This window comes from Streptomyces sp. SBT349 (assembly GCF_001083795.1).
In the GTDB taxonomy this organism is placed as follows: Bacteria; Actinomycetota; Actinomycetes; order Streptomycetales; family Streptomycetaceae; genus Streptomyces.
Genome location: NZ_LAVK01000034.1, coordinates 1 through 25644, shown reverse-complemented (window position 1 = coordinate 25644; position 25644 = coordinate 1). Strand labels below are relative to the sequence as shown.

The 25644-nt window shown below is 74.6% G+C and carries 19 protein-coding genes and 1 pseudogene; 11 read left to right on the top strand and 9 right to left on the bottom strand.

Annotation, left to right across the window (positions count from 1 at the left end; genetic code table 11):
* The first annotated feature begins 184 nt into the window (after positions 1 to 184).
* From ADY01_RS06825 to ADY01_RS06810, 4 genes are all read left to right on the top strand, one after another.
* Complete coding sequence (locus ADY01_RS06825; protein WP_019431595.1) at positions 185 to 796, top strand: response regulator transcription factor; 612 nt, start codon at positions 185 to 187, stop codon at positions 794 to 796.
* A gap of 267 nt (positions 797 to 1063) precedes the next feature.
* Entirely contained in the window at positions 1064 to 1639 is a 576-nt protein-coding gene (gene shbA, locus ADY01_RS06820) for an RNA polymerase sigma factor ShbA (protein WP_049567284.1), read from the top strand.
* A 130-nt stretch (positions 1640 to 1769) separates the two neighbouring features.
* Positions 1770 to 3275 (top strand): IMP dehydrogenase, encoded by a 1506-nt coding sequence (gene guaB / locus ADY01_RS06815; RefSeq protein WP_049567282.1) that lies wholly within the window; start codon positions 1770 to 1772, stop codon positions 3273 to 3275.
* Positions 3276 to 3291: 16 nt separating this feature from the next.
* Positions 3292 to 4407, top strand: a complete 1116-nt coding sequence (locus ADY01_RS06810; protein WP_049567280.1) for a GuaB3 family IMP dehydrogenase-related protein — start codon at positions 3292 to 3294, stop codon at positions 4405 to 4407.
* On the opposite strand, the gene ADY01_RS06805 is transcribed toward ADY01_RS06810, so the two are convergent.
* Together ADY01_RS06805 and ADY01_RS06800 are read right to left on the bottom strand one after the other, a co-directional pair.
* The gene (locus ADY01_RS06805; protein WP_049567279.1) at positions 4385 to 5848 is read right to left on the bottom strand and encodes an alkaline phosphatase PhoX; all 1464 of its coding nucleotides are present in this window, start codon (positions 5846 to 5848) and stop codon (positions 4385 to 4387) included. The genes ADY01_RS06810 and ADY01_RS06805 overlap by 23 nt on opposite strands.
* A 48-nt stretch (positions 5849 to 5896) precedes the next feature.
* Positions 5897 to 7129 (bottom strand): nucleotide sugar dehydrogenase, encoded by a 1233-nt coding sequence (locus tag ADY01_RS06800; protein ID WP_049567277.1) that lies wholly within the window; start codon positions 7127 to 7129, stop codon positions 5897 to 5899.
* Positions 7130 to 7327: 198 nt separating this feature from the next.
* On the opposite strand from ADY01_RS06800, the gene ADY01_RS06795 reads away from it, so the two are divergent.
* The 5 genes from ADY01_RS06795 to ADY01_RS06775 all read left to right on the top strand — a co-directional run bounded on the left by ADY01_RS06795 (position 7328) and on the right by ADY01_RS06775 (position 17703).
* Positions 7328 to 9034 (top strand): glycerol-3-phosphate dehydrogenase/oxidase, encoded by a 1707-nt coding sequence (locus tag ADY01_RS06795; RefSeq protein WP_049567275.1) that lies wholly within the window; start codon positions 7328 to 7330, stop codon positions 9032 to 9034.
* A gap of 150 nt (positions 9035 to 9184) precedes the next feature.
* Entirely contained in the window at positions 9185 to 11251 is a 2067-nt protein-coding gene (locus tag ADY01_RS06790; protein ID WP_234320111.1) for a serine/threonine-protein kinase, read from the top strand.
* Between the two features lie 102 nt (positions 11252 to 11353).
* Positions 11354 to 14176 (top strand): serine/threonine protein kinase, encoded by a 2823-nt coding sequence (locus ADY01_RS06785; RefSeq protein ID WP_234320110.1) that lies wholly within the window; start codon positions 11354 to 11356, stop codon positions 14174 to 14176.
* A gap of 81 nt (positions 14177 to 14257) precedes the next feature.
* Positions 14258 to 15832 (top strand): succinic semialdehyde dehydrogenase, encoded by a 1575-nt coding sequence (locus ADY01_RS06780; RefSeq protein WP_049567264.1) that lies wholly within the window; start codon positions 14258 to 14260, stop codon positions 15830 to 15832.
* On the top strand, positions 15829 to 17703 hold the full coding sequence (locus tag ADY01_RS06775) for a GMC family oxidoreductase (protein ID WP_049567261.1): 1875 nt from the start codon (positions 15829 to 15831) through the stop codon (positions 17701 to 17703). Before ADY01_RS06780 ends, ADY01_RS06775 begins: the two co-directional genes overlap by 4 nt.
* Before the next feature lie 46 nt (positions 17704 to 17749).
* Here ADY01_RS06775 and ADY01_RS40380 read toward each other — a convergent pair whose 3' ends face one another.
* From ADY01_RS40380 to ADY01_RS40370, 5 genes and pseudogenes are all read right to left on the bottom strand, one after another.
* The gene (locus tag ADY01_RS40380) at positions 17750 to 18241 is read right to left on the bottom strand and encodes a helix-turn-helix transcriptional regulator (protein ID WP_049567258.1); all 492 of its coding nucleotides are present in this window, start codon (positions 18239 to 18241) and stop codon (positions 17750 to 17752) included.
* A complete protein-coding gene (locus tag ADY01_RS40375; protein ID WP_049567256.1) occupies positions 18241 to 18738 on the bottom strand; it encodes a hypothetical protein in 498 nt (165 codons plus the stop codon). The genes ADY01_RS40380 and ADY01_RS40375 overlap by 1 nt, the downstream gene beginning before the upstream one ends.
* Positions 18739 to 18825: 87 nt before the next feature.
* Positions 18826 to 19473, bottom strand: a complete 648-nt coding sequence (locus ADY01_RS06760; protein WP_049567254.1) for a hypothetical protein — start codon at positions 19471 to 19473, stop codon at positions 18826 to 18828.
* 82 nt (positions 19474 to 19555) lie between these two features.
* A complete protein-coding gene (locus tag ADY01_RS06755; protein WP_049567251.1) occupies positions 19556 to 20266 on the bottom strand; it encodes a hypothetical protein in 711 nt (236 codons plus the stop codon).
* Positions 20267 to 20804: 538 nt separating this feature from the next.
* Positions 20805 to 21107, bottom strand: a pseudogene (locus ADY01_RS40370) (chorismate mutase); the annotation flags it as partial.
* A 320-nt stretch (positions 21108 to 21427) separates the two neighbouring features.
* Here ADY01_RS40370 and guaA point away from each other — a divergent pair.
* The gene (gene guaA, locus ADY01_RS06745; protein ID WP_049567246.1) at positions 21428 to 23002 is read left to right on the top strand and encodes a glutamine-hydrolyzing GMP synthase; all 1575 of its coding nucleotides are present in this window, start codon (positions 21428 to 21430) and stop codon (positions 23000 to 23002) included.
* A gap of 47 nt (positions 23003 to 23049) precedes the next feature.
* Here the strand turns inward: guaA and ADY01_RS06740 are convergent, their stop codons facing one another.
* Together ADY01_RS06740 and ADY01_RS06735 are read right to left on the bottom strand one after the other, a co-directional pair.
* The gene (locus ADY01_RS06740; protein ID WP_049567244.1) at positions 23050 to 23769 is read right to left on the bottom strand and encodes a LuxR C-terminal-related transcriptional regulator; all 720 of its coding nucleotides are present in this window, start codon (positions 23767 to 23769) and stop codon (positions 23050 to 23052) included.
* Positions 23766 to 24821, bottom strand: a complete 1056-nt coding sequence (locus tag ADY01_RS06735; protein ID WP_199826182.1) for an ATP-binding protein — start codon at positions 24819 to 24821, stop codon at positions 23766 to 23768. The genes ADY01_RS06740 and ADY01_RS06735 overlap by 4 nt, the downstream gene beginning before the upstream one ends.
* Positions 24822 to 24906: 85 nt before the next feature.
* On the opposite strand from ADY01_RS06735, the gene ADY01_RS06730 reads away from it, so the two are divergent.
* The coding region (locus tag ADY01_RS06730; RefSeq protein ID WP_049567316.1) for a PspC domain-containing protein at positions 24907 to 25644 on the top strand (738 nt) is incomplete at its 3' end.

Genomic DNA, 25644 nt, shown 5'->3' with positions numbered 1-25644 from the left:
CGGCCCCCGCGTGATCGGTCGGTCACGTACAGTGCTGCTGCTGTGAGGTTGGAGGCCGTAACTCTTTCGGGTGACCGTCGTTGAGAGGGCGAGGCGGTTGACACGGCTTGTCAACCGCACAGATGACGACACACACGACTGCCTGGAGGCTCAAGGTGATGCGCATCAGCTGCGGAGGGCGACCATGACTTCCGTCCTTGTCTGCGACGACTCCCCGCTCGCCCGGGAGGCACTCCGCCGCGCGGTCGCGACCGTGCCCGGTGTGGAGCGGGTCACGACGGCCGCCAACGGCGAGGAGGTGCTGCGCCGCTGGGGTGCCGACCGTTCCGACCTGATTCTGATGGACGTCCGGATGCCCGGCCTCGGCGGTGTGGAAACCGTCCGGCGCCTTCTTTCCGCCGACCCCGGTGCGCGCATCATCATGCTCACCGTCGCCGAGGACCTCGACGGCGTGGCGCTCGCCGTCGCGGCCGGGGCCCGGGGGTACCTCCACAAGGACGCGTCCAGGGCGGAGCTGCGCGCCACCGTCACCCAGGCGCTCGCCGACCCGACCTGGCGGCTCGCGCCGCGCCGGCTGCGTTCCTCGGACATGGGCGCGGCGCCGACGCTCACCGCCCGCGAGATCCAGGTCCTGGAGGGGATGAGTCACGGCCGGTCGAACGCCGAGATCGGGCGCGAGCTCTTTCTCTCCGAGGACACGGTCAAGACGCACGCCCGTCGGCTGTTCAAGAAGCTGGGGGCCTCCGACCGCGCGCACGCGGTGGCGCTCGGCTTCCGCTGGGGTCTTGTCCGCTGACCCGCAGGGGGTCTCAGCAGGCCGGACGGGGAGCGCGGCGGTGGCGCTCACCCCGTCCGGTGAGGTGCGGCGGATCAAAAGCGTGGCCGGTGCCGCATCCTTGAAGGTATGACGCTCCATGGGGACGAGTCGGCCTGGCGCGAGGGGAGGGCCCGGGACATGTCGTTCGGTGCTCCCGCGCACAACGCTCCCGCCGCACATAACGCTTCGGTGCACAACTCCGCCGGCGGTGGTCCGGACCGTGCGGCGACGGTGCACCATGGACCGATGCGCGATGACGAGACAGCGGGGATCGGCGCCCTCGTCCTTCGCGCGGCCGAAGGGGACCCCCAGGCCACGCACGATCTTCTCGCCCATGTGCACCCGCTGGCCCTGCGCTACTGCCGGATGAGGCTGGCGCGGCTGCCGGGCGAGGCACGGCACTTCGTGGACGACCTCGCGCAGGAGGTGTGTCTCGCCGTGTTCTGCGCCCTGCCGCGCTACCGCGACACCGGACGCCCGTTCGACGCGTTCGTCGTCGCCATCGCCCAGCACAAGGTCGCCGACCTCCAGCGGGCCGCGCTCCGCCACCCCGGCAGCACGGCCGTGCCGTCCGACGAGATGCCGGAGCGGCCCGACGACTCCCTCGGCCCCGAGGAGCGGGCGCTGCTGAGCAGCGACGCCGCGTGGGCGAGGAAGCTCCTGGCGAACCTCCCCGACCACCTGCGCGAGCTCGTTCTGCTGCGCGTCGCCATCGGGCTGACCGCCGAGGAGACGGGGCAGAAGCTCGGCATGTCCCCCGGGGCCGTCCGGGTGGCGCAGCACCGCGCGCTGAGCAGGCTGCGGGCGCTGGCCGGGCGCTGATTCCCGGCCCGTCCGAGCGGATCGGACCGGGCGCCGACCGGGCGCCGAGCGGGGTGGGGCAGCGAGTCGAGGGGCACTCCGATGGAGCCGTAGCATGGACAGCCATGCGGGTTGCGCGGGAAAGGCTGTCATGACTGATTACGCGGGTGAGGTGCCGGAGAAGTTCGCGGCGCTCGGGCTGACCTTCGACGATGTGCTGCTGCTGCCCGGCCCCGCGGACATGGCGCCCGGCGACATCGACACCGCCTCGCACATCTCCCGCAACGTCCGGGTGAACGTTCCGCTGCTCTCCGCCGCCATGGACAAGGTCACCGAGGCGCGGATGGCCATCGCCATGGCCCGGCAGGGCGGCGCGGGTGTCCTCCACCGGAATCTGTCGATCGAGGACCAGGCCGCCCAGGTCGACCGCGTCAAGCGCTCCGAGTCCGGCATGGTGACCGACCCGATCACCATCCGCCCGGACGCCACGCTGCGCGAGGCCGACGAGCTCTGCGGGCGGTTCCGCATCAGCGGCGTGCCGGTCACCGACGCGGCGGGGCGGCTGCTGGGCATCGTCACCAACCGCGACATGGCCTTCGAGCCGGACCGCGGCCGCCAGGTGCGCGAGGTCATGACGCCGATGCCGCTGGTCACCGGCCGGGTCGGGATCTCCGGCGAGGACGCGATGGAGCTGCTGCGCCGGCACAAGATCGAGAAGCTGCCGCTGGTGGACGGCGAGGGCCGGCTCAAGGGCCTGATCACCGTCAAGGACTTCGTGAAGGCCGAGAAGTACCCGCAGGCGGCCAAGGACGGCGAGGGCCGGCTGATCGTCGGCGCCGCGGTCGGCGTGGCGGGGGACGCCTACGAGCGGGCCGAGGCGCTGATCGAGGCGGGCGTGGACTTCCTGGTGGTGGACACCGCCCACGGCCACTCGCGGCTGGTCCCCGACATGGCCGCGAAGATCAAGTCGAACTACGACGGCGTCGACATCGTCGCCGGGAACGTGGCCACCCGCGACGGCGCGAAGGCGCTGGTGGACGCGGGCGTGGACGGCATCAAGGTCGGCGTGGGCCCCGGCTCGATCTGCACCACGCGCGTGGTCGCCGGGATCGGCGTGCCGCAGGTGACCGCGATCCACGAGGCGTCGCTCGCCGCGCGCGAGGCGGGCATCCCCGTCATCGGGGACGGCGGCCTCCAGTACAGCGGCGACATCGCCAAGGCGCTGGTCGCCGGGGCCGACACGGTGATGCTCGGCAGCCTGCTCGCCGGGTGCGAGGAGTCGCCGGGCGAGCTGCTGTTCATCAACGGCAAGCAGTTCAAGTCCTACCGGGGGATGGGCTCGCTCGCCGCGATGCAGTCGCGCGGGGATCGTCGCTCGTACTCCAAGGACCGGTACTTCCAGGACGGGGTCGGCGAGGACGACAAGCTGATCCCCGAGGGCATCGAGGGCCAGGTGCCCTACCGCGGTCCGCTGGCCTCCGTCGTGCACCAGCTGATCGGCGGCCTGCACCAGTCGATGTACTACCTGGGCGGGCGCACCGTTCCCGAGATCAAGGAGCGCGGCCGGTTCGTCCGCATCACCGCGGCCGGGCTGAAGGAGAGCCACCCGCACGACATCCAGATGACGACGGAAGCCCCGAACTACTCGCGGCGTTAAGGAAGGGTGTTCCCCCGTGACCGAGATCGAGATCGGGCGCGGCAAGCGCGGACGGCGGGCCTACGCGTTCGACGACATCGCCGTGGTGCCGAGCCGGCGGACGCGTGACCCCAAGGAGGTCTCGATCGCCTGGCAGATCGACGCCTACCGCTTCGAGCTGCCCTTCCTGGCGGCGCCGATGGACTCGGTGGTCTCACCGGCCACGGCGATCAGGATCGGCGAGCTGGGCGGGCTCGGGGTGCTGAACCTGGAGGGTCTGTGGACCCGGTACGAGGACCCCGAGCCGCTGCTCGACGAGATCGCCGGGCTGGAGGAGTCCTCGGCGAACCGCCGCCTCCAGGAGATCTACGCGGCGCCGATCCGCGAGGAGCTGATCTTCCGGCGGCTGCGCGAGGTCAGGGAGGCGGGCGTGGTGACGGCCGCCGCGCTGTCGCCGCAGCGGACCGCGCAGTTCTCCAAGGTGGTCCTCGACGCGGGCGTGGACCTCTTCGTCATCCGCGGCACCACGGTGTCGGCGGAGCACGTGTCGGGCGCGGCCGAGCCGCTGAACCTCAAGCAGTTCATCTACGAGCTGGACGTGCCGGTGATCGTGGGCGGCTGCGCCACGTACACCGCGGCGCTGCATCTGATGCGGACCGGCGCGGCCGGGGTGCTCGTCGGCTTCGGCGGGGGCGCGGCCCACACCACGCGGAACGTGCTGGGCATCCAGGTGCCGATGGCCACCGCGGTGGCCGACGTGGCGGCGGCGCGCCGGGACTACATGGACGAGTCGGGCGGGCGGTATGTGCACGTCATCGCGGACGGGGGCGTGGGCTGGTCGGGTGACCTGCCCAAGGCGGTCGCCTGCGGCGCGGACGCGGTGATGATGGGGTCGCCGCTGGCGCGGGCCACGGACGCGCCGGGGCGCGGGCACCACTGGGGCATGGAGGCGGTGCACGAGGACGTGCCGCGCGGCAAGAAGGTGCACCTGGGCACCGTGGGCACGACGGAGGAGATCCTGACCGGCCCCTCGCACATCCCGGACGGCTCGATGAACTTCTTCGGCGCCCTGCGCCGCGCCATGGCGACCACCGGCTACTCGGAGCTCAAGGAGTTCCAGCGCGTGGAGGTCACGGTCGCCCGCTCCCGTTAGGGCGGCGCCAGGGGCCGGTGACGGCCAGCAGGATGCCGGGTTCCTGGATGGCGGCGTAGAGCGTGCGGCCGTCGGGCGAGAAGTTCACTCCGGTGAACTCGCCGAAGGCGGGCCGGGTGGCGGTGCCGACGTTGACCTCGTTCCCGGCCAGGGGGAACGTGCCGCCCTCGCCGGTCGTGCCGAACAGGTGCTGGTGGCCCTCGCCGTCCTCGGCGATGATCAGGCCGCCGTAGGGGGAGACGGTGATGTTGTCCGGGCCGTCGACGCGGCCCGGGTCCAGCGGGTCGCGGTCCGAGCCGAGCAGCACCTTCAGGGTGAGCGTGCGCCGCCTGGGGTCGTGGAACCAGACCTGCCCGTCGTGGGGCGCCCCCGGGCTCTCGCCGCGGGCGTAGGAGGAGACGACGTGCACCCCGCCGGTCCCCCACCACATCCCCTCCAGCTTGCTGCCGCGGGTGACGCGCCCCTCGCCGAACTGCTCGCGCACCGACGTCTCGCGTGCGTCGCGGTCCGGCACCTCGACCCACTCCACGCCGTAGACGGTGCCGACCTCGGTGGCGCGCGTGAGGTCGTCCACGAACCGCCCCTCCGCGTCGACGCAGCGCATCGCCTGGAGCGTGCCCGCCTCGCCGTCCAGCGCGCGCAGCGCGCCGTGGCCGTGGCGGAAGCCGCGGGGCGGGACCCAGCGGTAGAAGAGGCCGTGGGGGTCCGAGGCGTCCTCGGTCAGGTAGAGATGGCCCCGCCGCGGGTCCACGACGACGGCCTCGTGGTCGAAACGGCCCAGGGCCAGGAGCGGGCGCGGGTCGCGCGCGGCGGCCAGGTCGTAGGGGTCCACCTCGAAGACATAGCCGTGGTCGCGGGACATGCCGTTCTCGCCCGCGCGGTCGGAGTTCTCCTCGCAGGTCAGCCAGGTGCCCCAGGGGGTGGTGCCGCCCGCGCAGTTGGTCGAGGTCCCGGCGATGCCCACCCACTCCCGCACCGTGCCGCCCTCGCCCGGCACCTCCACCACCGTGCAGCCGCCGGACGCGGCCGGGTCGTAGACCAGGTCCTCGGCCAGCGGCACCGGGTGCTCCCAGTCCGAACGGGGGCCGGGCAGCTCGTGGTTGACGACCAGCAGGTCGGCGCCGTGCGCGCCCTCGAAGGTGCCGGTGCCGTCGTGCCGGGCCGGGGTGGGCTCGCCGGTGGTCAGGGTGGTGGCGCCGGTCCTGGTGAGGACGCGGTACGAGAAGCCCTCGGGCAGCGACAGCACGCCCTCGGGATCGGGGCGCAGCGGGCCGTAGCCGGCGGCGCGTTCGACGGCGCTCTCGCATGCCAGCGCGCCGGGGGCGCTCGCGAGCACTCCGACGCTTCCGGCGAGCGCGAGCCCCGAGCGCCCCACGAAGGACCGGCGGCTGATGGCCTGCCGCCCGTCTCCGTTCGCCGTGGTCCTCTCGCCCGCGCTCATGGCCCTTCCAACGTAGGCGAGGGGGCGCGCGCCTCACAACCGGTTGGCTCACAACCGGTTGGCGGCCCCCGCCGGGGTGGCGCCCCTGGTGTCGAGCAGCAGCGGCGCCTTGGCGGCCAGGCCGGCCAAGTCGTAGGTGGCGTGCGGCTGGAGCAGCAGCGTCAGGTCGGCGTCCGCCACCGCGTCGTAGAGCGAGTCGGCGCGCGGGATCTGGCTGCCCGCCACGCGCCAGCCCAGCACGAAGGGGTCGTGGAAGGTGAGCTGCGCGCCCAGGCCCATGAGCCGGGTCGCGATCTCGCGGGCCGGCGCGCCCTCCTCGTCGGGCAGGTCGGGCTTGTAGGTGACGCCGAGCAGCAGCACGCGGGCGCCGCGCGCCGACTTGCCGTGCTCGTTGAGCAGGGCCGCGGCCCGTCCGGTGACATAGCGCGGCATGCGCTCGTTGACCTCGCGCGCCAGGCCGACCAGGCGCAGCCTGCCGCCGGGGTCCACCGGGGCCGAGTGGCCGCCGACGCCCGGCCCGGGGCGGAAGGCGAGGAAGCCGAACGGCTTGGTCTCCGCGCAGCGCAGCACGTCCCACAGGTCGACGCCGAGCTCGTGGCAGAGCACCGCCATCTCGTTGACCAGGGCGGTGTTGACGTGCCTGAAGTTGGTCTCCAGGACCTTCGCCGCCTCGGCCTCGGCCACTCCCCTGGCCCTGACCACCTTGTCCGTCAGCCGCCCGTAGAACGCGGCGGCGGCCTCCGTGCAGGCGGGGGTGAGGCCGCCGATGACGCGCGGGATGTTGGCGTAGCCGAACGAGCGGCTGCCCGGGTCGAGGCGGCCGGGGGCGCATGCCAGGTGGAAGTCGCGCCCGGCGCGCAGCCCCGAGCCGCGTTCGAGCAGCGGGCGCACCACGTCCCCGGTGGTGCCCGGGTGGACGGCGGACTCGACGACCACCAGCGTGCGGGGGCGCAGCCGCGCGGCGAGCGCCGTGGCCGCGGCGCGCACGGCGCTCAGATCGGGCGCGTGCCCGGCGCCCGGCGGGGTAGGAGAGCAGATCAGCGCCGTACGGACCCGGCCGAGCACCGCCGGGTCGCTGGTGGCGTGGAAACCGGAGGCGAGCATGCGGCGCAGTTCGGCGGCGGAGAGCGAGCCGCTCGCGGGGGGACGGCCCGCGTTCAGCCCGGCGGCACTCCCGGACTCGGGGGTGAAGCCGACGGTGGCGATGCCGGCGGCGGTGGCGGCCTGGGCGGCGGGCAGTCCCAGCTGCTCCAGGCCGAGAACGGCGAGATCAGCGGGCATACGCGGTACGGCTCCGTTCTCCCCTGTCTGTCTGATTAGGGGCGTATATGACAGATGTAGCCGATGGACCGCCGGGGCGGACCGATGGCGCGCCAAAGCGTCGGAAATGGGGGAGCATCGGTAGCGGGACATGACCCGAACGAGCAGGCGAGCGAGTGGGCGTCCGCGCTGGCGGAGCGTCCTGTTGAGGAGGCAGGCGTGAGGACAGCCGCACTGGGCCCCGGACAGCGGGCCGAGGCACTGGCCCGGATGTCGGAGCGCGAGCTCGACGTTCTCGTGATCGGCGGGGGCATCGTCGGGGCGGGAACCGCGCTCGACGCCGTGACCCGGGGCCTGGCCACCGGGCTCGTCGAGGCGCGGGACTGGGCATCCGGGACATCGAGCCGTTCGAGCAAGCTGATCCACGGCGGGTTGCGCTATCTGGAGATGCTCGACTTCAGCCTGGTCCGCGAGGCGCTGAAGGAGCGCGGGCTGCTGCTGGACCGGATCGCCCCGCACCTGGTGCGGCCCGTCCCGTTCCTCTACCCCCTCAAGCACCGCGGCTGGGAGCGGCTGTACGCGGGGACCGGCGTGGCGATGTACGACGTCATGGCCAAGTCCTCGGGCCGCGGCGGCGGGCTGCCCCACCACCGGCACCTCACGCGCCGGCACGCGCTGCGGATCGCGCCCGCGCTGAAGAAGGAGGCGCTGGTCGGCGCGTTGCAGTACTACGACGCCCAGATGGACGACGCCCGCTACGTCGCCACGCTGGTCCGCACGGCCGCGGGCTACGGCGCGCACATGGCGAACCGGGCGCGGGTGACCGAGTTCTTGCGCGAGGGCGAGCGCGTCGTCGGCGTGAAGGTGCGCGACCTGGAGCAGGACGGCACCTACGAGGTGCGGGCCAAACAGGTGGTCAACGCCACCGGCGTCTGGACGGACGACACGCAGGCGATGATCGCCGAGCGCGGCCAGTTCCATGTGCGCGCCTCCAAGGGCATCCACCTGGTGGTACCCAAGGACCGCATCCACTCCTCGACCGGGCTGATCCTGCGCACCGAGACCAGCGTGCTGTTCGTCATCCCGTGGGGCAGGCACTGGATCATCGGCACCACGGACACCGCGTGGGACCTGGACAAGGCGCACCCCGCGGCGTCGAGCGCCGACATCGACTACCTGCTCGACCACCTCAACTCCGTGCTGGCCGTGCCGCTCACCCGCGACGACGTCGAGGGCGTCTACGCGGGCCTGCGCCCGTTGCTGGCCGGTGAGTCGGACGCCACCAGCAAGCTGTCGCGCGAGCACACGGTGGCGCACCCGGTGCCGGGGCTCGTGGTGGTGGCGGGCGGCAAGTACACGACCTACCGGGTGATGGCCAAGGACGCGGTGGACGCGGCCGTCCACGGGCTCGACCAGCGCGTCGCCGAGTGCTGCACCGAGGAGGTGCGGCTCGCGGGCGCCGAGGGGTACCACGCGCTGTGGAACGCGAGGGCCCGTCTGGCCACCCGCGTCGGGCTGCACGAGGCCCGCATCGAGCATCTGCTGGGCCGCTACGGGTCGCTGACGGAGGAGGTGCTCGACCTGGTCGCCGAGGACCCCCGCCTCGGCGAGCCGCTGCCCGCCGCCGACGACTACCTCAAGGCCGAGATCGTCTACGCCTGTTCGCACGAGGGCGCGCGGCACCTGGAGGACGTGCTCACCCGCAGGACGCGCATCTCCATCGAGACGTTCGACCGCGGCACGCGCAGCGCCCGCGAGTGCGCCGAGCTGATGGCCGGGGTGCTCGGCTGGACCCCGGAACAGGTCGAACGCGAGGTGCAGCACTACGAGAAGAGGGTGGAGGCGGAGCGCGAGTCGCAGCTCCAGCCGGACGACCAGACCGCGGACGCGGCCCGGCTCGGCGCCGCTGACACGGTGCCACTGTGAGCGGGCGGTGAGGGGCGTGGGGGTGTCCTGGACGCGGCATGGAGGCGTCGCGGCCGTGACGTAGACGCGTCGCGGGCTCGGCCTGACGCGCCCCGCGGCCCGGGTGTCGGCGGAATGGGTGACAATGGCCGGGGAAGCCGGAGGGGACGCATGGGCCAAGACAACGGGGACACCGCCGTGCCGGACGAGATGCCGGAGCGGGAGCCCCGCGACGAGAAGGCGCGCGCCGACAGCGCGCCGGCGGACACGCCGGCCGACGCGGCGGCGGACAAGGCGGCGGAGGGGGGCGTGGAGGAACCCTCGGACGCGCCGGTGGCCGCGCCGTCGGCGGATGTGACGGAGGAGCTGACGCGGCCGGTGCGCGCCGCGCGCCTGCTGAACGGGCGGTACCGGCTGGGCTCCGTCGTCGGCCGCGGCGGCATGGGCACGGTGTGGCACGCGACGGACGAAGTCCTCGGCCGTGCCGTGGCCGTGAAGGAGCTTCGGCTGCCGCCCGGCGTGGACGACTCCGAGCGGAAGCGGATGATCACGCGGACGCTGCGCGAGGCCAAGGCCATCGCGACGATCCGCAGCCGAGGCGTCGTCACCATCTACGACGTGGTGGACGAGGGCTCCCGGCCCTGGATCGTCATGGAGCTCATCGAGGGGCGGTCGCTGGCCGACGTGGTGCGCAACGACGGGCCCATGTCGCCCGCCCGCGCCGCCGCGACCGGGCTCGCCGTGCTCGAAGTGCTGCGCGCCGCGCACGCCGCGGGCATCCTGCACCGGGACGTCAAGCCGTCCAACGTGATCATCGCCGACGAGGACGGCCGCGTCGTTCTCACCGACTTCGGCATCGCCAAGGTCGAGGGCGACCCGTCGATCACCTCCACCGGCATGCTCGTCGGCGCCCCCTCCTACATCTCGCCCGAGCGCGCCAGGGGCGCGCCGCCGGGGCCGCCCGCCGACCTCTGGTCGCTGGGCGCCCTGCTGTTCTGCTGCGTCGAGGGCCGCCCGCCCTACGACGAGGGCGGGGCGATCGCCACGCTCGCCGCCGTCATGCACGACCCGGTCCCCGCGCCCCGCAGGGCGGGACCGCTGACCGAGGTGATCGCCGGGCTGCTGAGGAAGGACCCGGCCGCGCGCCTGGACGAGCCCGAGGCCGGCCGGATGCTCGCCGCGGCGCTGACCGAGGCCGAGAAGCCCGCGGCGAAGCCCGCGGGCGACGAGCCGAAGACGCTGGTCGTCGGCCTCGGCCCGGCCGGCACCCCGGCCAGGCCCTCGAAGGCGCCCGGCACCCCCGGGTCCGCGACGCCCGCGGTCCCCGCGACGCTGGTGCCCGACGCGGCGCCCACCCCGGCGCAGTCGGTGGCCGCGATCGGGGCCGACGCGCCCACCCCGCCGCCCACGCCCGTTCCCCCGCGTACGGGCGCGGGCGGGAGCACCACGACGAGGGGCTCGCGCCCGGGGGACGAGAGGCGCCGGCGCGCGCTGGTCGTCGCCGGCGTGGTGGTGGCGCTGCTCGCGCTGCTGGGCGCCGCCCTGGCGACGGCCCTCACGGGCGGCGGGGACGACGAGACGGAGACCGGCGGGCAGGGCCCCACGCAGGAGGCGCCCACGCCGGACGGCGAGGAGGAGTCCGAGGACCCGGCGGGCGGCGAGGAGCCCTCGGGCGGGCCCTCGGACACGGCCGACCCGCCGCCGGAGGGCTCGCCCGAGGAGGACGGGCCGCCGGGCACCTCGCCCGAGACCGACCCGGGCGCCGAGCTCCCCGAAACCCCGGCCGGATACTCGGAGATCGAGGACACCGACTTCAACTTCCGCATATCCCTGCCCCAGGGCTGGGAGCGCACCGGCACGTCGGGGCAGAACTCGGGGGCCGTCTACAGCGCGCCGGGCGGCGAAGGCCCCAAGGTCCAGGTCGACTTCACCGACAGCCCGACCGAGGACGCCGTGGAGGCGTGGGAGGACCTGGAGCCGAGCACACGGACCAACAGCACGGACTACCAGCGGATCTCCATCGAGGCGGTGGAGTGGCGCGACTATCCGACCGTCGCCGACTGGCATTTCGAGAGAACCGAAGGGGGTACCCGGGTACACGTGCTGGACAGGGGTTTCAGGATCGACGCCTCCCACGGCTACGCGATCATGATCACCTGTGCGGCCGACGCCTGGAACGACAGGACGTGCTCCACCCTGCGCGAGACGGCCTTCGAGACCTTCCAGCCGTTGAACTGAGACGTATCAGCAGTTGACGGACCGTAGCCGAGGGATGTCCCCGGCGCGTATGGTGATAGGCCGGATCCGGCGCGGGGGGCCTGCACGCGGTGGGGAGGCATCGTGGAAAGTTATGCGGGACGGCTTCTGGCTGATCGCTACCGACTCCCGAGGACTCCCTCGGACGAGTTCGAGCTCATCGAGTCACGGGCCTTCGACACTGCCAGTGGGCAGGAAGTCCTGGTGCGGCAGGTGCCGTTGCCAGAGGTCGTCGAGGCGGAGACGCTGGACGAGGTCGGCAGGCCGCGTCCGGCTGCCCCGCGTTCGGCTGACCGGGCGACCCGGCTGCCCGACGACCCGGTCGTGCGGCGCGCGGTCGAGGCGGCGGCCGCCGCGGCGAGGCTTCCCGACCACCCGCGGCTCGACCAGGTCTTCGACGTCTTCGTGCAGGGGGACGGCCTCTGGATCGTCAGCGAATTAGTTCCGGCACGGCCGTTGGCCGCCGTGCTGGCCGAGGAGCGGCTCGGCCCGTTCCGCGCGGCCGAGGTGGCGGCCGACCTGCTCGCCGCGCTGCGGATCGTCCACGCCCAGGGCTGGACCCACCGGAACGTCACGGCCCGCACGGTGCTGATCTGCGAGGACGGGCGCGCGGTGCTGACCGGTCTCGCGGCGGGCGCGGCCGAGGAAGTCCTGTGCGGGTACGACCCGTTGCCCTCGGACCTGCCCGACACGTTCGCCGCGGGCCCCCGCCCGCCGCAGGCCGAGCGGCAGGTGGCCCCCGAGCGCCAGGCCCCGCCGGGCGACCGGCAGCAGCCGCCCGCCCAACTCCAGCCGCCCCCGCAGCGGCACCAGCCGCCGTCGGCCGAGGACCACGGCGACCTGGCGGCCCGCGTGCGCCGTCAGGGCGGCCTGCCGCCCGGGTTCCACCTCCAGGGCAACGGGCCGGGGGAGCCGGGGCAGGGTCCCCAGGGGCCGACCAGACCGGGGTCCCCGGGCCCGCACGGTCAGGGGCAGCACGGTCAAAGCCCGCTGGGTCAGGGGCAGCACGGTCAGGGGCAGCACGGCTCCCGACCGCAGGGCGCGTATCCGCAGCCGTACGCCGGGCAGCCGTGGGGTGACCCCGAGGTCCCGCCGCCGGACGCCTACCGGCGCTGGGAGACCGGCAGCGTTCCCCGGGTCGAGGACCCGGGGCAGGAGCACGGCCCGTCCGCGGGACCGGGCGGTGGCGCCGGCGCGGCGGGCTTCGTCGCCCGGGTGCGCCAGCAGGGCGGCTCGCCGCACGACGCCGAGCCGGGGGAGTACCCCGAGGGGCACCACCCCGAGCCGGGCCACGGCCCCGGGTATCAGGGGCACCCCCCGCACCCGCAGGGCGGCGAACGGCTGCCCGCCACCTGGGACTTCGAGGGCGGCGCCGACGCGCCGGGGCAGGGCGGGCGCCCCCCGACCGCCGCCGAGCGCGCGGCGCGCAGCGGCGCCATCGCCGCCTACCGCGCCGGCACCCAGGCCGGAGCCGCCCAGCGCACCGGCGGCTCGGGGCCGACGGAGCTGCCGGGCCCCGGGCGGCCGAGCCACCCCGTGCGCACCGGCTGGGAGCCCACGCCGCGCCAGGCGGGGGCGCTGCCCGCGCCGCGGCAGCACGCCGGGGAGCCGCCGCCGGACCGACCGGACGAGCGGCCGCACGAGACGGTCGTCGTTCCCGGCGGGGAGGACCGTTACCGCGGCCCGGACAGCGCGCTGGCCGCCGAGCGCGCGCGCCAGGCGCGCATCGCCACCGTGGGCGCCGTCACCGAGCGGTGGGCGCCCGAGCAGGCGGGGCCCGTCTACGCCAACTGGCGGCTGGCCCCTCCGGTCGGCCCGCCCGCCGACTTCTGGGCGCTGGGCGCCCTGCTCTTCCGGGCCGTGCAGGGCTACCCGCCCTATCCCGAGGAGAGCGCCGCCGAGCTCACCCAGGCGGTCTGCGCGGAGCAGCCCGCGTTCGCGGAGGACTGCGGCGCGCTGCGCCCCATCATCGAGTCGCTGCTGCGGCAGGACCCCACCGAGCGGCTGAGCGCCGAGGAGCTGCGTGGCTGGCTCCGTTCGCTGCTGCGCAGCGCGCCCGAGCCCGAGGTCGGCCGCCACACGGTCACCGCCCCGCCCGCCTTGGAGCCGGGGCGGCCCGCCGCCCCGAGGCGGCTGCCGATCGTGCGCCGCAGAGGCGAACTCGTCGGCCCGCGCCGGCGCCCGCGCCCGCGTGGCCCGCGCAATCCGCGCCGGCTCGGGCGGGCGCTGCTCACGCTGGTGCTGCTCGGGCTCGCCGGGGCCGTCGCCTATGTGGTGACGTTCATGTCGGGGGACGACCGGTCCGACGACCGCGGCTCGGCCCCGCCGGGCCCCGAGTCCCAGGAGCCGGCCGGGCGCGAGTCCCCGGGGGAGGAGCAGCCCGGCCCCTCCTCCCAGCCGACCGAGGACGCGACCGAGCCGTCCCCCGCGGAGGAGGACTCGCACCCGGCGCCGCCCCCCAGCGGCTTCACGGTCGTCGAGGACGACGGCGGGTTCAGCGCGGCCGTGCCCGAGGGCTGGGAGCGGCAGGCGGAGAACGCGGACGGCCAGATCGTCTACTCCGGCGAGGGACTCCAGCTGCTCTTCGTGCCGGGCAGGGACAGCACGGCCGAGTTCGCCAGCGAGCCCAGCGACTACCAGCTCAGGGAGCAGCGCGAGCTCGACGCCTACCGGGCCTATCAGTACGGCGTCTCCACCGGCCTGTTCGAGGACAGGGTCGGCGACATCTCGGTGGCCGAGGGGATATTCGACTGGCTGGGCGACGACGGCGAGCGGAGGGCGTACAACCGCGTCCTGCTCATCGACGGCTTCTACCACGTCGTCATGGTCGTGGGCCCGGCCGACCAGCGGGACCGCCTCGGCGAGATCTACGACGTCACGGCGGAGAGCTACCGCGCCGGGGACTGACCCCAAGGCCGGCTCCGGCCGCCCCACCCGGTGCCGTTCGACGGGTGGTCACCGGCCGGTAGCCGGTCGTAGGCTCCGCCCATGACGACTGCGCAGCCCGGCGTTCAGGCGCGGGCCGACGGGCTGGTGACCGCGGAGTTCGTGGCCTCGCTGACCGAGGGCGTCGCCGGCAGCGGCCTGACCGCCTGCCACAGTCCGCTCACCGGGACCCGGCTCGCCGAACTGCCCGCCGCGACCGAGGACGAGGTGGCCCGGACGTTCGTCCGCGCCGCCGCCGCGCAACCCGCGTGGGCCGCCACGCCCGTGCGCCGGCGCGCGGCCGTTCTGCTCCGCTTCCACGATCTGCTGCTGGCCCGCCAGGGGGAGATCCTCGACCTGGTGCAGCTGGAGACCGGCAAGGCCCGCCTCCACGCCCACGAGGAGCTGCTCGCGGTCGCCCTGGCCGCCCGGCACTACGGCCGCGGGGCGCCCGCGTACCTGCGCCCCCGGCGGCACACCGGCGCGGTCCCGGGACTCACCCGCGTCCGCGAACTGCGCCACCCGCGCGGCGTCGTCGGGCACATCGCCCCGTGGAACTACCCGCTCGAACTCACCGCGGGCGACGCCCTCCCGGCCCTGGTCGCGGGCAACGCCGTCGTCACCAAGCCGGACAGCGAGACCGCCCTCACGGCCCTGTGGGCGCGGCGCCTGATGGTCGAGGCGGGGCTGCCGGGGGACGTGTGGCGGATGGTGCTGGGCGACGGGCCCGTCGTCGGCCCGCAGGTGGTCGAGCGCGCGGACTACGTCGCGTTCACCGGGTCCACGCGCACCGGCCGCGAGGTGGCGCGGCGGGCCGGCGGCCGGCTGGTCGGCGCCAGCCTCGAACTCGGCGGCAAGAACGCCATGCTGGTGCTGGACGACGCCGACCCGGACAAGGCGGCGGCGGGCGCGGTGCGCGCCTGCTTCGCCTCCGCGGGCCAGCTGTGCGTCTCCGTCGAGCGGATCTACGTGCAGGAGGCGGTCGCCGGCGCGTTCCTGGCGGCGTTCGCCGCGCGGACCCGGGCGCTGCGGCTCGGCGCGCCGCTCGACTGGGGCACCGACGTGGGCTCGCTGGCCTCGCGGGCGCGGCTCGACGCCGTCGCCCGGCACGTCGCGGACGCGGTGGAGCGCGGCGCCGAGGTCCTGACCGGCGGCCGGGCCCGCCCCGACGTCGGACCGTACTTCTACGAGCCGACCGTCCTCACCGGCGTCACCCCGGCGATGGCGGTCTGCGCCGAGGAGACCTTCGGCCCCGTCGTCTCCGTCTACCGCTGCGGCGACGACGCCGACGCGATCGCCCGCGCCAACGACACGCGCTACGGGCTCAACGCCAGCGTCTGGTCCGGCAGCGCGCGCCGCGCGCGCCGGGTCGCCGCCCGGCTGCGCGCCGGGACCGTCAACATCAACGAGGGGTACGGCGCCGCCTACGCCAGCGTCCGCGCGCCGATGGGCGGCATGGGCGACTCGGGGCTCGGCCGCCGCCACGGCGCCGAGGGCATCCTCAAGTACACCGAAGCGCAGACGATCGCCGAGCAGCGGCTGCTGCCGCTGGCCCCCTCGCACGGCATGGACGACCGGGGGTACGCGGCGGTGATGAGCCGTTCGCTGAAGGCGCTCAAGGTCCTGAGGTTCCGATGACACGCGACCAGGACGGCGCCGACTCCCGCGCCGACCGCGACTACGACCGCGACCGCGACTACGACGTCGTGGTCGTCGGCTCGGGCTTCGGCGGCGCGGTCTCCGCGCTGCGGCTGACCGAGAAGGGCTACCGGGTGGCGGTGATCGAGGCGGGGCGCCGCTTCGCCCGTTCCGAACTGCCCCGGAACTCCTGGGCGTTACGCGACTACCTCTGGGCGCCGCGGCTGCGGCTCTACGGGATCCAGCGCATCCATCTCCTCCGGAATGTCATGATCCTGGCAGGCGCCGGGGTCGGCGGCGGCTCGCTCAACTACGCCAACACCCTGTATGTGCCGCCCGAGGCGTTCTTCCGGGACCGCCAGTGGCGCGACATCACCGACTGGCGCCGGGAGCTCGCGCCCTACTACGACCAGGCCAGGCGCATGCTCGGCGTCCGCCTCAACCCGACCCTCACCCCCTCGGACCGCCATCTGAGGGCCGCGGCCGAACGGATGGGCGTGGGCGGGACGTTCCACCTGGCGCCGGTCGGCGTCTTCTTCGGCGACGGCCGCGACGCGGACTCCGCCGCGGCTCCCGCCGCCCCCGGCGAGGAGGTGCCCGACCCGTACTTCGGCGGCGCGGGCCCGAGCCGCCGCGCCTGCACCGAGTGCGGCGAGTGCATGACCGGCTGCCGCCACGGCGCCAAGAACACCCTCAACGAGAACTATCTCCACCTCGCCGAACGCGCCGGCGCCGAGGTCCACCCGCTGACCACCGTCACCTCCGTCACCGAACTCCCCGACGCGGAAGGTTTCCTGGTCACCACCGAGCCCACCAACGCGACGCGGCGCGCACGCCGCCGCGCGCGCCGGGAGCTGCGCGCCCGCCGGGTCGTCATCGCGGCGGGTACCTACGGCACCCAGACGCTCCTGCACCGGATGCGCGACACAGGCGCGCTGCCGCGCCTCTCCGACCGGCTCGGCACCCTGACCCGCACCAACTCCGAGGCGCTGGTCGGCGCGCGCACCAGCCCGCGCCGTTACCGCGCCCGTCACGGCGCCGACGCCGAGCCGGACTTCACCCGGGGCGTGGCGATCACCTCGTCCGTCCACCCCGACGAGCACACGCACATCGAGCCGGTCCGCTACGGCCGGGGGTCCAACGCGATGGGGTTCCTGTCGATCCAGCAGTTCCGGCGGGTCGGCGGGCTCCCGGCCCCGCTGGCCTACGCGGCGGCCTCGCTGCGCCACCCGCTGCTCTTCCTGATCTCGCTCTCCAACCGCAGGTGGTCCGAGCGCACCATCATCGGCCTGGTGATGCAGACCCACGACAACTCGCTGACCACGTTCACCCGCCGCCGCCGACCGGGTCGGGGCCTGCTCACCGCCCGGCAGGGCCACGGCGCGCCGAACCCCCGCCACCTGCCCGAGGGGGCCGAGGCGGCCCGGCGGATCGCCGAGGACATCGGCGGCTTCCCCGGCACGAACGTCGGGGAGCTCCTCGGAACGCCGCTGACCGCCCACTTCCTCGGCGGCTGCCCGATCGGCGCCGATCCGGCGAGCGGCGTGGTCGACCCGTACCACCGGCTCTGGGGCCACCCGGGGATCTCGGTCGTGGACGGCTCGGCCGTCTCCGCCAACCTCGGCGTCAACCCGGCCCTGACGATCACCGCCCAGGCGGAACGGGCCATGGCGCTGTGGCCCAACAGGGGCGAGCCCGACCCGCGCCCGCCGCAGGGGGCCGCCTACCGGCTGCTGGCCCCGGTCCCCCCGGTCGCCCCCGCCGTGCCGGAGACGGCCTTCGCCGCGCTGCGCACCACGGTGACCCTCCCCGTCCCCGAGGTCCCGCGGCCACCGGGACGCCCGGGAACGGAGGACGGCGGTCCCCCCTGAGGCGGCCCCTGCTGAGGCGGCGCCACCCGCCGCGGCGGGGCCGGGGTCAGGCCGCGCCGTCCCCTCCGGTGGCCGCCGTGAGGGCGCGGTGCCGGTAGTCGCTGGGCGGGGCGCCGTAGGCGGCGCGGAAGGCGCGGCTGAACATCGCGGCGTGGCCGAACCCCCAGCGGGCCGCGACCCGGTGGACCGGCGCCGCCCGCTGCGCCGGATCGCACAGATCGCGCCGGGCGCCCTCCAGGCGCTGGGCGCGGATCCACGCGGAGACGGTGGTGCCGTGGCCGAGGGAGGGGAAGACGCGGTGCAGGCGGCTGACGGAGATGTGGTGCGCCGCCGCGATGACGCCGGGGGTCAGGGCCGGGTCGTGCAGATGGCTTCTGATGAAGCGCTGGATGCGCAGCCCGAGGACCCTCTCGCGGGTCTCGGGCCCGAGGCAGTCCTCGGCGTCCAGTTGGTGGGCGAGGGCGGCGGTGAACAGGTCGACCAGCAGCGACTCCAGGCGCGGCTCGTCCGCGGGCCGGTAGGAGGCCGTGTCGCTCATCAGCCGGGTGAGCGTCCCCGCCAGCAGGCGCCGGGTCCGTTCCGCCCCGAGATCCGCCGGGTGACCAGCGCCTCCGTCCTCCTCGCGGGCAGCGACAGCAGCCTTCTGGGGACCTCGAGACCCACCGCGAGCGCCGGGCCGTTGGTGGCCACGTACGGGCGGGAGGTGCCGAGGATGTACATCCCGAACGGGCCGTGCGTCCCCTCCTGGCCGCCCTGGCTGACGGACAGCCCGCCTCGCAGGAGGAGCGTGAGGTGGTAGCGCTCCGGGTCCGACTCCCGGATGGCCCTGGGTGTCCTGCGCCAGGTCACCGGCAGGCTGGTGGTCTTCCAGACGTTCACCGCGTTCAGCTGGACCACGCGCATCCGCGCCTCGAACGGGGCCGCGTGCTCGACGAGGACCTCCTGGGGGCACATTGCCTTCATCAGCAGGTCCCGCCACACGGCGAAACGGTCCGCCGCGGGAAGGTCCTCGCTCCGGTACACCGATTCGATCACCGCACACCCCCCGGGCTCCGGCCCCCGTTCGCACCCTCCCCGCCATCATCGCGCCGGGGGATAAATGCCCGATAAACAGGGCGGCGGCTACGAGCGGGGCGCGCCGTACCAGCGCCATGTGGTGAGGCGGGGGCGTCCCGGGAGATCCGCGCGCCCCGTGGCCCACAACAGCGTGCGCCACGGGTCGCCGTCCGCCGGTGCCTCGGGGAACAGCCGCGCCAGCACCCGCGCGCAGAGCCCCGCGGGCGGGGCCCAGGCGGCGAGCCCCAGGCCCTCGGCCAGGTCGTGGGTGTGCACGAGGGTCTCCACGACGCCCATGGCGGCGAAGCCCTCCCCGTCGGCCGCGCCGAAGCCGTGGTGGGCGAGCACGCCGGGGCGCGCGGTCCGCACCATGGCGCCGAGCAGCGCGCCGCACACCTCCAGCACCTCGAGGAGCCCGGCCGGGCCCGCCGTCCGGTCGGCGTGGACGGCGTTCGCCGGGCCCCCGGGCCTGCGGCTCTCCCACACAAACGGCACCTCATGGTCCAACGGCGGTGTGCGCGGGCCCAGTTGAACGGCGTAGGCGAACAGGTCGTCGGCCAGGTGCTCCACGGTCTCCCAGCAGGTCCACTCCAGCGTCCCCGCGCGCCGGTCCCACCGGTCCCCGGGCGCCGCCCCCAGCGCGTCCACGGCGAGCCAAACGGCCTGGTCGAGGTCGTCGGCGGTGACCGGCGGGCGCGCGGGGGAGTCGGGCATGCCGTGAACCGTAGCGCGCATGGCGAAGGGGCCCGTCCCCCGGGGGAGTAGGAACAGGCCCCTTCGGTCTGGTGCGGGTCCCTCAGGACCCGGCCGGGAGGTCACGGGCGCCGCCCACGGGCGCGAGGCCGCCTCCCAGCGGCGGATAGGCCCCCGCGGGGGCGGAACGCAGGCCCGGACGGAATTGCCCCTCCGCGTCCTCGGGCGTGCCCGGGTCGCTGCCGGGCGCGAGCATGGCCACGTCGTACACGCCCCAGGGCGAGAGCTGGCAGGGGCCGTCCTCGTTCACATAGACCCCCGAGTTCAGGAACCACCCGGCGTCCAGGATGGTGTCCTCGGGGAGCCGGACGCGGGCCGGGATGTCGATCGTGTCGCCCGGTTCGAGCGGTCCGGCGACGGCGAAGTACCCGCTCACGTCGCCGATCTGACGCCAACCCGTGCCCACGCGCCATTCGAGGTCGGGGACGTAGGCCGGGTCGGGTTCGACGTCGGCGTCGAGGCTCATGTCCACGAAGGGGTGCAGGCTCTCCACCGGCACGCCGAAGTCGTTCTCGACGCGGATGGTGAACGTGGACCAGGCGCCGGCCACCAGGGTGTCCGGCAGGCCGACCAGTCGGGCCGGGGCTCGCGAGGTGCCCGACCAGTCCGAGCACTCGTCGCCGCCCGAGGCGTGAGAGGTGTGCGAGGCGCCCGAGGCGTGTGAGGTGCCCCCGCCGGTCAGCAGCGGAACGGCCGCCACCGCGGTGATGGCCGCCCACACGGTCGCGCCGCCGAGGACGTGGCGTGCCGTCATCAAACCTCCGGTGGGCGTCGGTCCAGTGGGACGCCTGCTAGGACTGTTCGAGAAGACGGAAGGTTGTGCTCCGCCCCGGTCACGAAACAGACACGACATACGCACATGAGCGACAGGGGGCGGGGCCCCGGCCGTCGGCCGGGGCCCCGCGTCAGCACGGGCGACAGGGCGGCGCCGGTGCTGGGCGCGGCGCCCGGGGGCAGGCGCCGCCGCCGTTGGTCGGACCATTGGAGGGGGTATGCCATGGTCCGCCAACGAGTTCTGGAGCTTCCCTCCCGCATCGTGCGCGAGGAGGGTCGCGTACCGCAAGACGACCACGGCAGCCGGTCCCCGGCGTCCCGGGGACCGGCCGCCTTCAGGACGTGACCGGTCTGCTGTCCCCTGCTGCCCGGCCACCGCACCGGAGCGAGGTCCCACGGCGCCCGGTCCCCGCCACACCGCGAGGACCGGGGTGCCTCATCGCCCCGGGGACACCCCCTTCAACGAAGCCCGGCGCGGGCCGGTCACGCTCCGGACGGGTGACGCGCCGCCGGCGGGTTCAGGTGCGGGGCGCGTCGCCGGCCCGGCCCCGGCACAGTTCGAGCAGCGTCATCGCCAGCTGGGTGCCCGGACGCCCCAGGCCCTCGCGGTAGCGGCGGAGGATCTCCATCTCGCGGGAGAGGTGGATCCGGCGCCCGCCGGAGGCGACGCGGGCCCGCTGGATCCGCTCGGAGACGGTCATCCGTTCCCTGATGAGTTCGATGATCCGGTCGTCCAGGGAGTCGATGCGCTCCCGCCCCTCGGCGATGACGGTCTCGTCGGCGCTCGTACTGGTGTCCATGTCGGTTCCTCGCTCGGATGTCTCGGTGTGAGCCCCGGGAGGTCCGTCCGCCGCCGCCCGACGACAAACGCCCCGGGCCGCCGCTTGGGGCCTGGGGCGCGAAGGATGTCGCTGGTCAGCGCGGTGCGCAGCGCTCCTCTCGGCAGCCGGCCAGGCCGGTGCCATAGGTAAACGAGGAGAAACGCGCGGCGCGGAACATGCCGCGAGTATGCCAGGGGGTCCGGCCCCTGACCAGCCGCGGAGGAATCGTTCCGCCCCGGCCGTCGGTAGACTCGGGGAACGCGCAGGGGAAGACAGGAAAGGCAGCTTCTTTCGTGGCAGACGTGGAAGACGGGGCAGACGTGACAGAGAAGGACGCCGGCACGGTCCTCGTCGTCGACTTCGGCGCGCAGTACGCCCAACTCATCGCCCGCCGGGTGCGCGAGGCGCGGGTGTACAGCGAGATCGTTCCCTCGACCACCCCGGTGGCCGACATCCTGGCCAGGAGGCCGCGGGCGGTGATCCTCTCCGGCGGGCCCTCCTCCGTCTACGCCGAGGGCGCCCCCGGGATCGACCGGGCGCTGTTCGAGGCGGGCGTGCCGGTCCTCGGCATGTGCTACGGCTTCCAGCTCATGGCGCGGGCGCTCGGCGGCACCGTGGACAACTCGGGGGCCCGCGAGTACGGCCGCACGCTGCTGAGCGTGTCCCGGCCCGACTCCACCCTCTTCGAGGGCACCCCCGCCGAGCAGCAGGTGTGGATGTCGCACGGCGACGCCTGCTCGGCCGCGCCGGAGGGGTTCACGGTGACGGCCTCCACCGACACCGTTCCCGTGGCCGCGTTCGAGGACGACGAGCGGCGGCTCTACGGCGTCCAGCACCACCCGGAGGTCATGCACTCCACCTACGGGCAGCAGATGCTCGAACACTTCCTCTACCGCGGCGCCGGGCTCAGCCCCGACTGGACCACCGGGTCCATCGTCGCCGAGCAGGTTGAGGAGATCCGCGCCCAGGTCGGCGGCAGGCGCGCCATCTGCGCGCTCTCGGGCGGCGTGGACTCGGCGGTGGCCGCGGCCCTGGTCCAGCGGGCCATCGGCGAGCAGCTCACCTGCGTCTACGTCGATCACGGCCTCATGCGGCAGGGCGAGACCGAGCAGGTCGAGAAGGACTTCGTGGCCGCCACCGGCGTGCGGCTGCGCGTGGTGGACGCGGCGGACCGTTTCCTGGCCGCGCTCGCCGGGGTCTCGGACCCCGAGGAGAAGCGGAAGATCATCGGCCGCGAGTTCATCCGGGTCTTCGAGCGGGCCCAGGCCGAGCTGGTCGCGGAGGCGGGCGCGGTGGGCGAGGACGTCGCGTTCCTGGTGCAGGGCACCCTCTACCCCGACGTCGTGGAGTCGGGCGGCGGCACGGGAGCGGCCAGCATCAAGTCCCACCACAACGTGGGCGGGCTCCCCGACGACCTGGAGTTCGAGCTGGTCGAGCCGTTGCGCAAGCTGTTCAAGGACGAGGTGCGCATGGTCGGGCGCGAGCTCGGGCTGCCCGAGGAGATCGTCCACCGCCAGCCGTTCCCCGGTCCGGGACTCGGCATCCGCATCGTCGGCGAGGTCACCCGCGAGCGGCTCGACCTGCTGCGCGCGGCCGACGCCATCGTCCGCGAGGAGCTGACCGGCGCGGGGCTCGACCGGCAGATCTGGCAGTGCCCCGTGGTGCTGCTCGCGGACGTCCGCAGCGTCGGCGTCCAGGGCGACGGCCGCACCTACGGCCACCCCGTCGTGCTGCGCCCGGTCTCGTCCGAGGACGCGATGACCGCCGACTGGTCCCGGCTGCCCTACGACCTGCTGGCGAAGATCTCCACCCGCATCACCAACGAGGTGCGGGACGTCAACCGGGTCACGCTCGACATCACCAGCAAGCCGCCCGGCACCATCGAGTGGGAGTGAGGGCGCGCGCCTCCGCGCCCCCCGCCCACCACCTCACACCAGCCGCCTCACACCAGACGGCGGGCCGCCGCCCAGCGGGTCAGCTCGTGGCGGTTGGAGAGCTGGAGCTTGCGCAGCACCGCGGAGACGTGGCTCTCCACCGTCTTCACGGAGATGAACAGCTCCTTGCCCACCTCCTTGTACGCGTAGCCGCGGGCGATCAGCCGCAGCACCTCGCGCTCCCGCTGGGTGAGCCGGTCCAGGTCCTCGTCCACGGGCGCCGCGTCGGACGAGGCGAACGCGTCCAGCACGAAGCCCGCGAGCCGCGGCGAGAACACCGCGTCCCCGTCCGAGACCTGGAAGATCGCGTCCACCAGGTCGGCGCCCGTGATGGTCTTGGTGACATAGCCGCGGGCGCCCCCGCGGATCACGCCGATCACGTCCTCGGCCGCGTCGGAGACCGACAGCGCCAGGAAACGCACCGGGTGCTCGCCCGCCCCCATCAGCGCCGCGCTGCGCCGCAGCACCTCCACGCCCCCGCCGCCCGGCAGGTGCACGTCGAGCAGGACGACATCCGGCCTGGACGCCTTGATCACGCTCACCGCCTGGTCGACGTCGCCCGCCTCGCCGACGACCTCGACCCCGGTCTCCTCGGTGCGGCCGATCTCGGCCTGGACTCCGGCGCGGAACATCCGGTGGTCGTCCACCAGGACCACGCGGGCCCGCCGTTCCCCGGCTCCGCCGCCACCGGCCCCGCCGCCACTCGTCGCACTGGGCCCGTTCGTCATTCCGATCGCTCCATCGTCAGCTCCACCTCTGTGCCCTCGCCCGGTGTGGACCGTACCCGCGCCGTTCCGCCGTTGCGCTGCATCCGGCCGATGATGGACTCGCGCACGCCCATCCGGTCCGCCGGCACCGAGTCGGGGTCGAAGCCGGGGCCCCGGTCGCGCACCGACACGAAGACGGTACGCCCCTCGACCTCCGCGAAGACCCGCACGGGCCCGCCCTCGCCACCGTACTTGGCCGCGTTCACCATGGCCTCGCGGGCGGCCTGGAGCTGGGCGAGCAGCGGCTCCTCCAGCGCGCAGTCCCCGACGCAGACCACCTCGATGGGCACCCCGTGGTGGTCCTCCACCTCGGCGACCGTGGCGCGGACGGACTCGGCGAACGTTCCCGGCTCGTCCTCCTCCTCCGGCTGCGCGGGCCGCTCGGCCGACTTGTACAGCCAGGCCCGCAGGTCCCGCTCCTGGGCGCGGGCGAGGCGGGCCACCTCCCTGGGCTTCTCCGCGTTCCGCTGGATCAGGGTCAGGGTGTGCAGCACCGAGTCGTGGATGTGCGCCGCCACCTCGGCGCGCTCCTGGGCGCGGATGCGCATCGTGCGCTCCTCGGACAGGTCCTGCACCATCCGCACCACATACGGACCGACCAGCAGCGCGATGCCGACCAGCAGCGCCACCGACGCCTGGAAGACCAGGCTCAGGCTCTCGGCCTGCGCCGACGCGCTGCGCCCCACGACGAACGCGCCCACGCCGAGCGCCACCAGCACCGCGCCCGCGGCCGTGCGCAGCAGCGGCAGCCAGCGGCTGCGCTTGGTCGCCGCCGCCCAGTGGGCCCGCCGCGAGTTGTCCGCCTGGCGCCAGACCATCGCCGCGCCGACGCCGATGATCAGCAGGGGCCACAGATAGCCGTTCTGGATGGGGAACTGCACATTGGCGGCCAGCACGCCGAGCGTCGCCGCGCAAGCGGTACAGCTGCGCGGCGGGGCCTCGTCCAGGCCCGTGCCGACGGGAGTGGCGGTCGTCATACACCGATCGTCACACGAACGGACGCGCGGGGACATCAGGGGTGCCCCCGAGGGCGGCTCAGGGAAGGATCCGGGACCTCCCCGGATACCGCCGCCCGCGGCCTGCGCCACCATGGGGGGCATGACGGACGACCGCGCCACCGAGGCACCCCCGGCCCCGGCGCCGCCTCCCGGGCCCGAGGGGGCCGCCGCCGGAGCCGCGCCAGGACTCACCCGCAGCCGGCGCCACAAGGTGATCGGCGGGGTCTGCGGCGGGTTCGGCCGGTACTACAACCTCGACCCCGTCATCATCAGGGTGCCGCTCGCGGTGCTGTCGGTCATCGGCGGCCTCGGCTTCGTCGCCTACGGGGTCGCCTGGCTGGCGATCCCGTTCGAGAAGGAGGAGGAGAACGAGGGCCGCCGCATGCTGTCGGGCCGCGTGGAGGGGCCGGGGCTCACCGCGCTGCTGTTCATCGTGGCCGGGTGCGGGCTGCTGCTCGCCTCGCTGGGCAACCGCGGCTCGGCCACCTGGTTCTCCGTCATGGTCCTGGGCGCGCTCGCGGGCGTCGCCTACTGGTCGCGCCGCCGCGACCAGACGCAGACCGCCCTGGCGGACGGCGCGCCCGTGGACGAGGCCGCGGCGCAGGTCGTCGCCGAGGCCCCGCCCGAGGCGCAGGCTCCGCCCGCGCCGCTCGGCCCGGCCTGGTGGCACGGGCCCAGCGCCATGACCGCGCGGCACACCGGCTATCTGTGGGGGCCGTTCGACGTGCGTCCCGAGGAGCTGAGGCCCCCGGTCGCCCCCCCGCCGCCCGCGGGGGAGGACGGCGCGCGGGCGGGGGCCGGGCCCGCGACCCGGCCGCCCGGCGGCGGGTACGACGGC

What these genes read in the sequence shown, in the direction of transcription:
- ADY01_RS06825 (WP_019431595.1), top strand. Translation starts at nt 185, where the DNA reads ATGACTTCCGTCCTTGTCTGCGACGACTCCCCGCTCGCCCGGGAGGCA.
- shbA (WP_049567284.1), top strand. Translation starts at nt 1,064, where the DNA reads ATGCGCGATGACGAGACAGCGGGGATCGGCGCCCTCGTCCTTCGCGCG.
- guaB (WP_049567282.1), top strand. Translation starts at nt 1,770, where the DNA reads ATGACTGATTACGCGGGTGAGGTGCCGGAGAAGTTCGCGGCGCTCGGG.
- ADY01_RS06805 (WP_049567279.1), bottom strand. Translation starts at nt 5,848, where the DNA reads ATGAGCGCGGGCGAGAGGACCACGGCGAACGGAGACGGGCGGCAGGCC.
- ADY01_RS06800 (WP_049567277.1), bottom strand. Translation starts at nt 7,129, where the DNA reads ATGCCCGCTGATCTCGCCGTTCTCGGCCTGGAGCAGCTGGGACTGCCC.
- ADY01_RS06790 (WP_234320111.1), top strand. Translation starts at nt 9,185, where the DNA reads ATGGGCCAAGACAACGGGGACACCGCCGTGCCGGACGAGATGCCGGAG.
- ADY01_RS06780 (WP_049567264.1), top strand. Translation starts at nt 14,258, where the DNA reads ATGACGACTGCGCAGCCCGGCGTTCAGGCGCGGGCCGACGGGCTGGTG.
- ADY01_RS06775 (WP_049567261.1), top strand. Translation starts at nt 15,829, where the DNA reads ATGACACGCGACCAGGACGGCGCCGACTCCCGCGCCGACCGCGACTAC.
- ADY01_RS40380 (WP_049567258.1), bottom strand. Translation starts at nt 18,241, where the DNA reads ATGAGCGACACGGCCTCCTACCGGCCCGCGGACGAGCCGCGCCTGGAG.
- ADY01_RS06760 (WP_049567254.1), bottom strand. Translation starts at nt 19,473, where the DNA reads ATGCCCGACTCCCCCGCGCGCCCGCCGGTCACCGCCGACGACCTCGAC.
- ADY01_RS06755 (WP_049567251.1), bottom strand. Translation starts at nt 20,266, where the DNA reads ATGACGGCACGCCACGTCCTCGGCGGCGCGACCGTGTGGGCGGCCATC.
- ADY01_RS06740 (WP_049567244.1), bottom strand. Translation starts at nt 23,769, where the DNA reads ATGACGAACGGGCCCAGTGCGACGAGTGGCGGCGGGGCCGGTGGCGGC.
- ADY01_RS06735 (WP_199826182.1), bottom strand. Translation starts at nt 24,821, where the DNA reads ATGTCCCCGCGCGTCCGTTCGTGTGACGATCGGTGTATGACGACCGCC.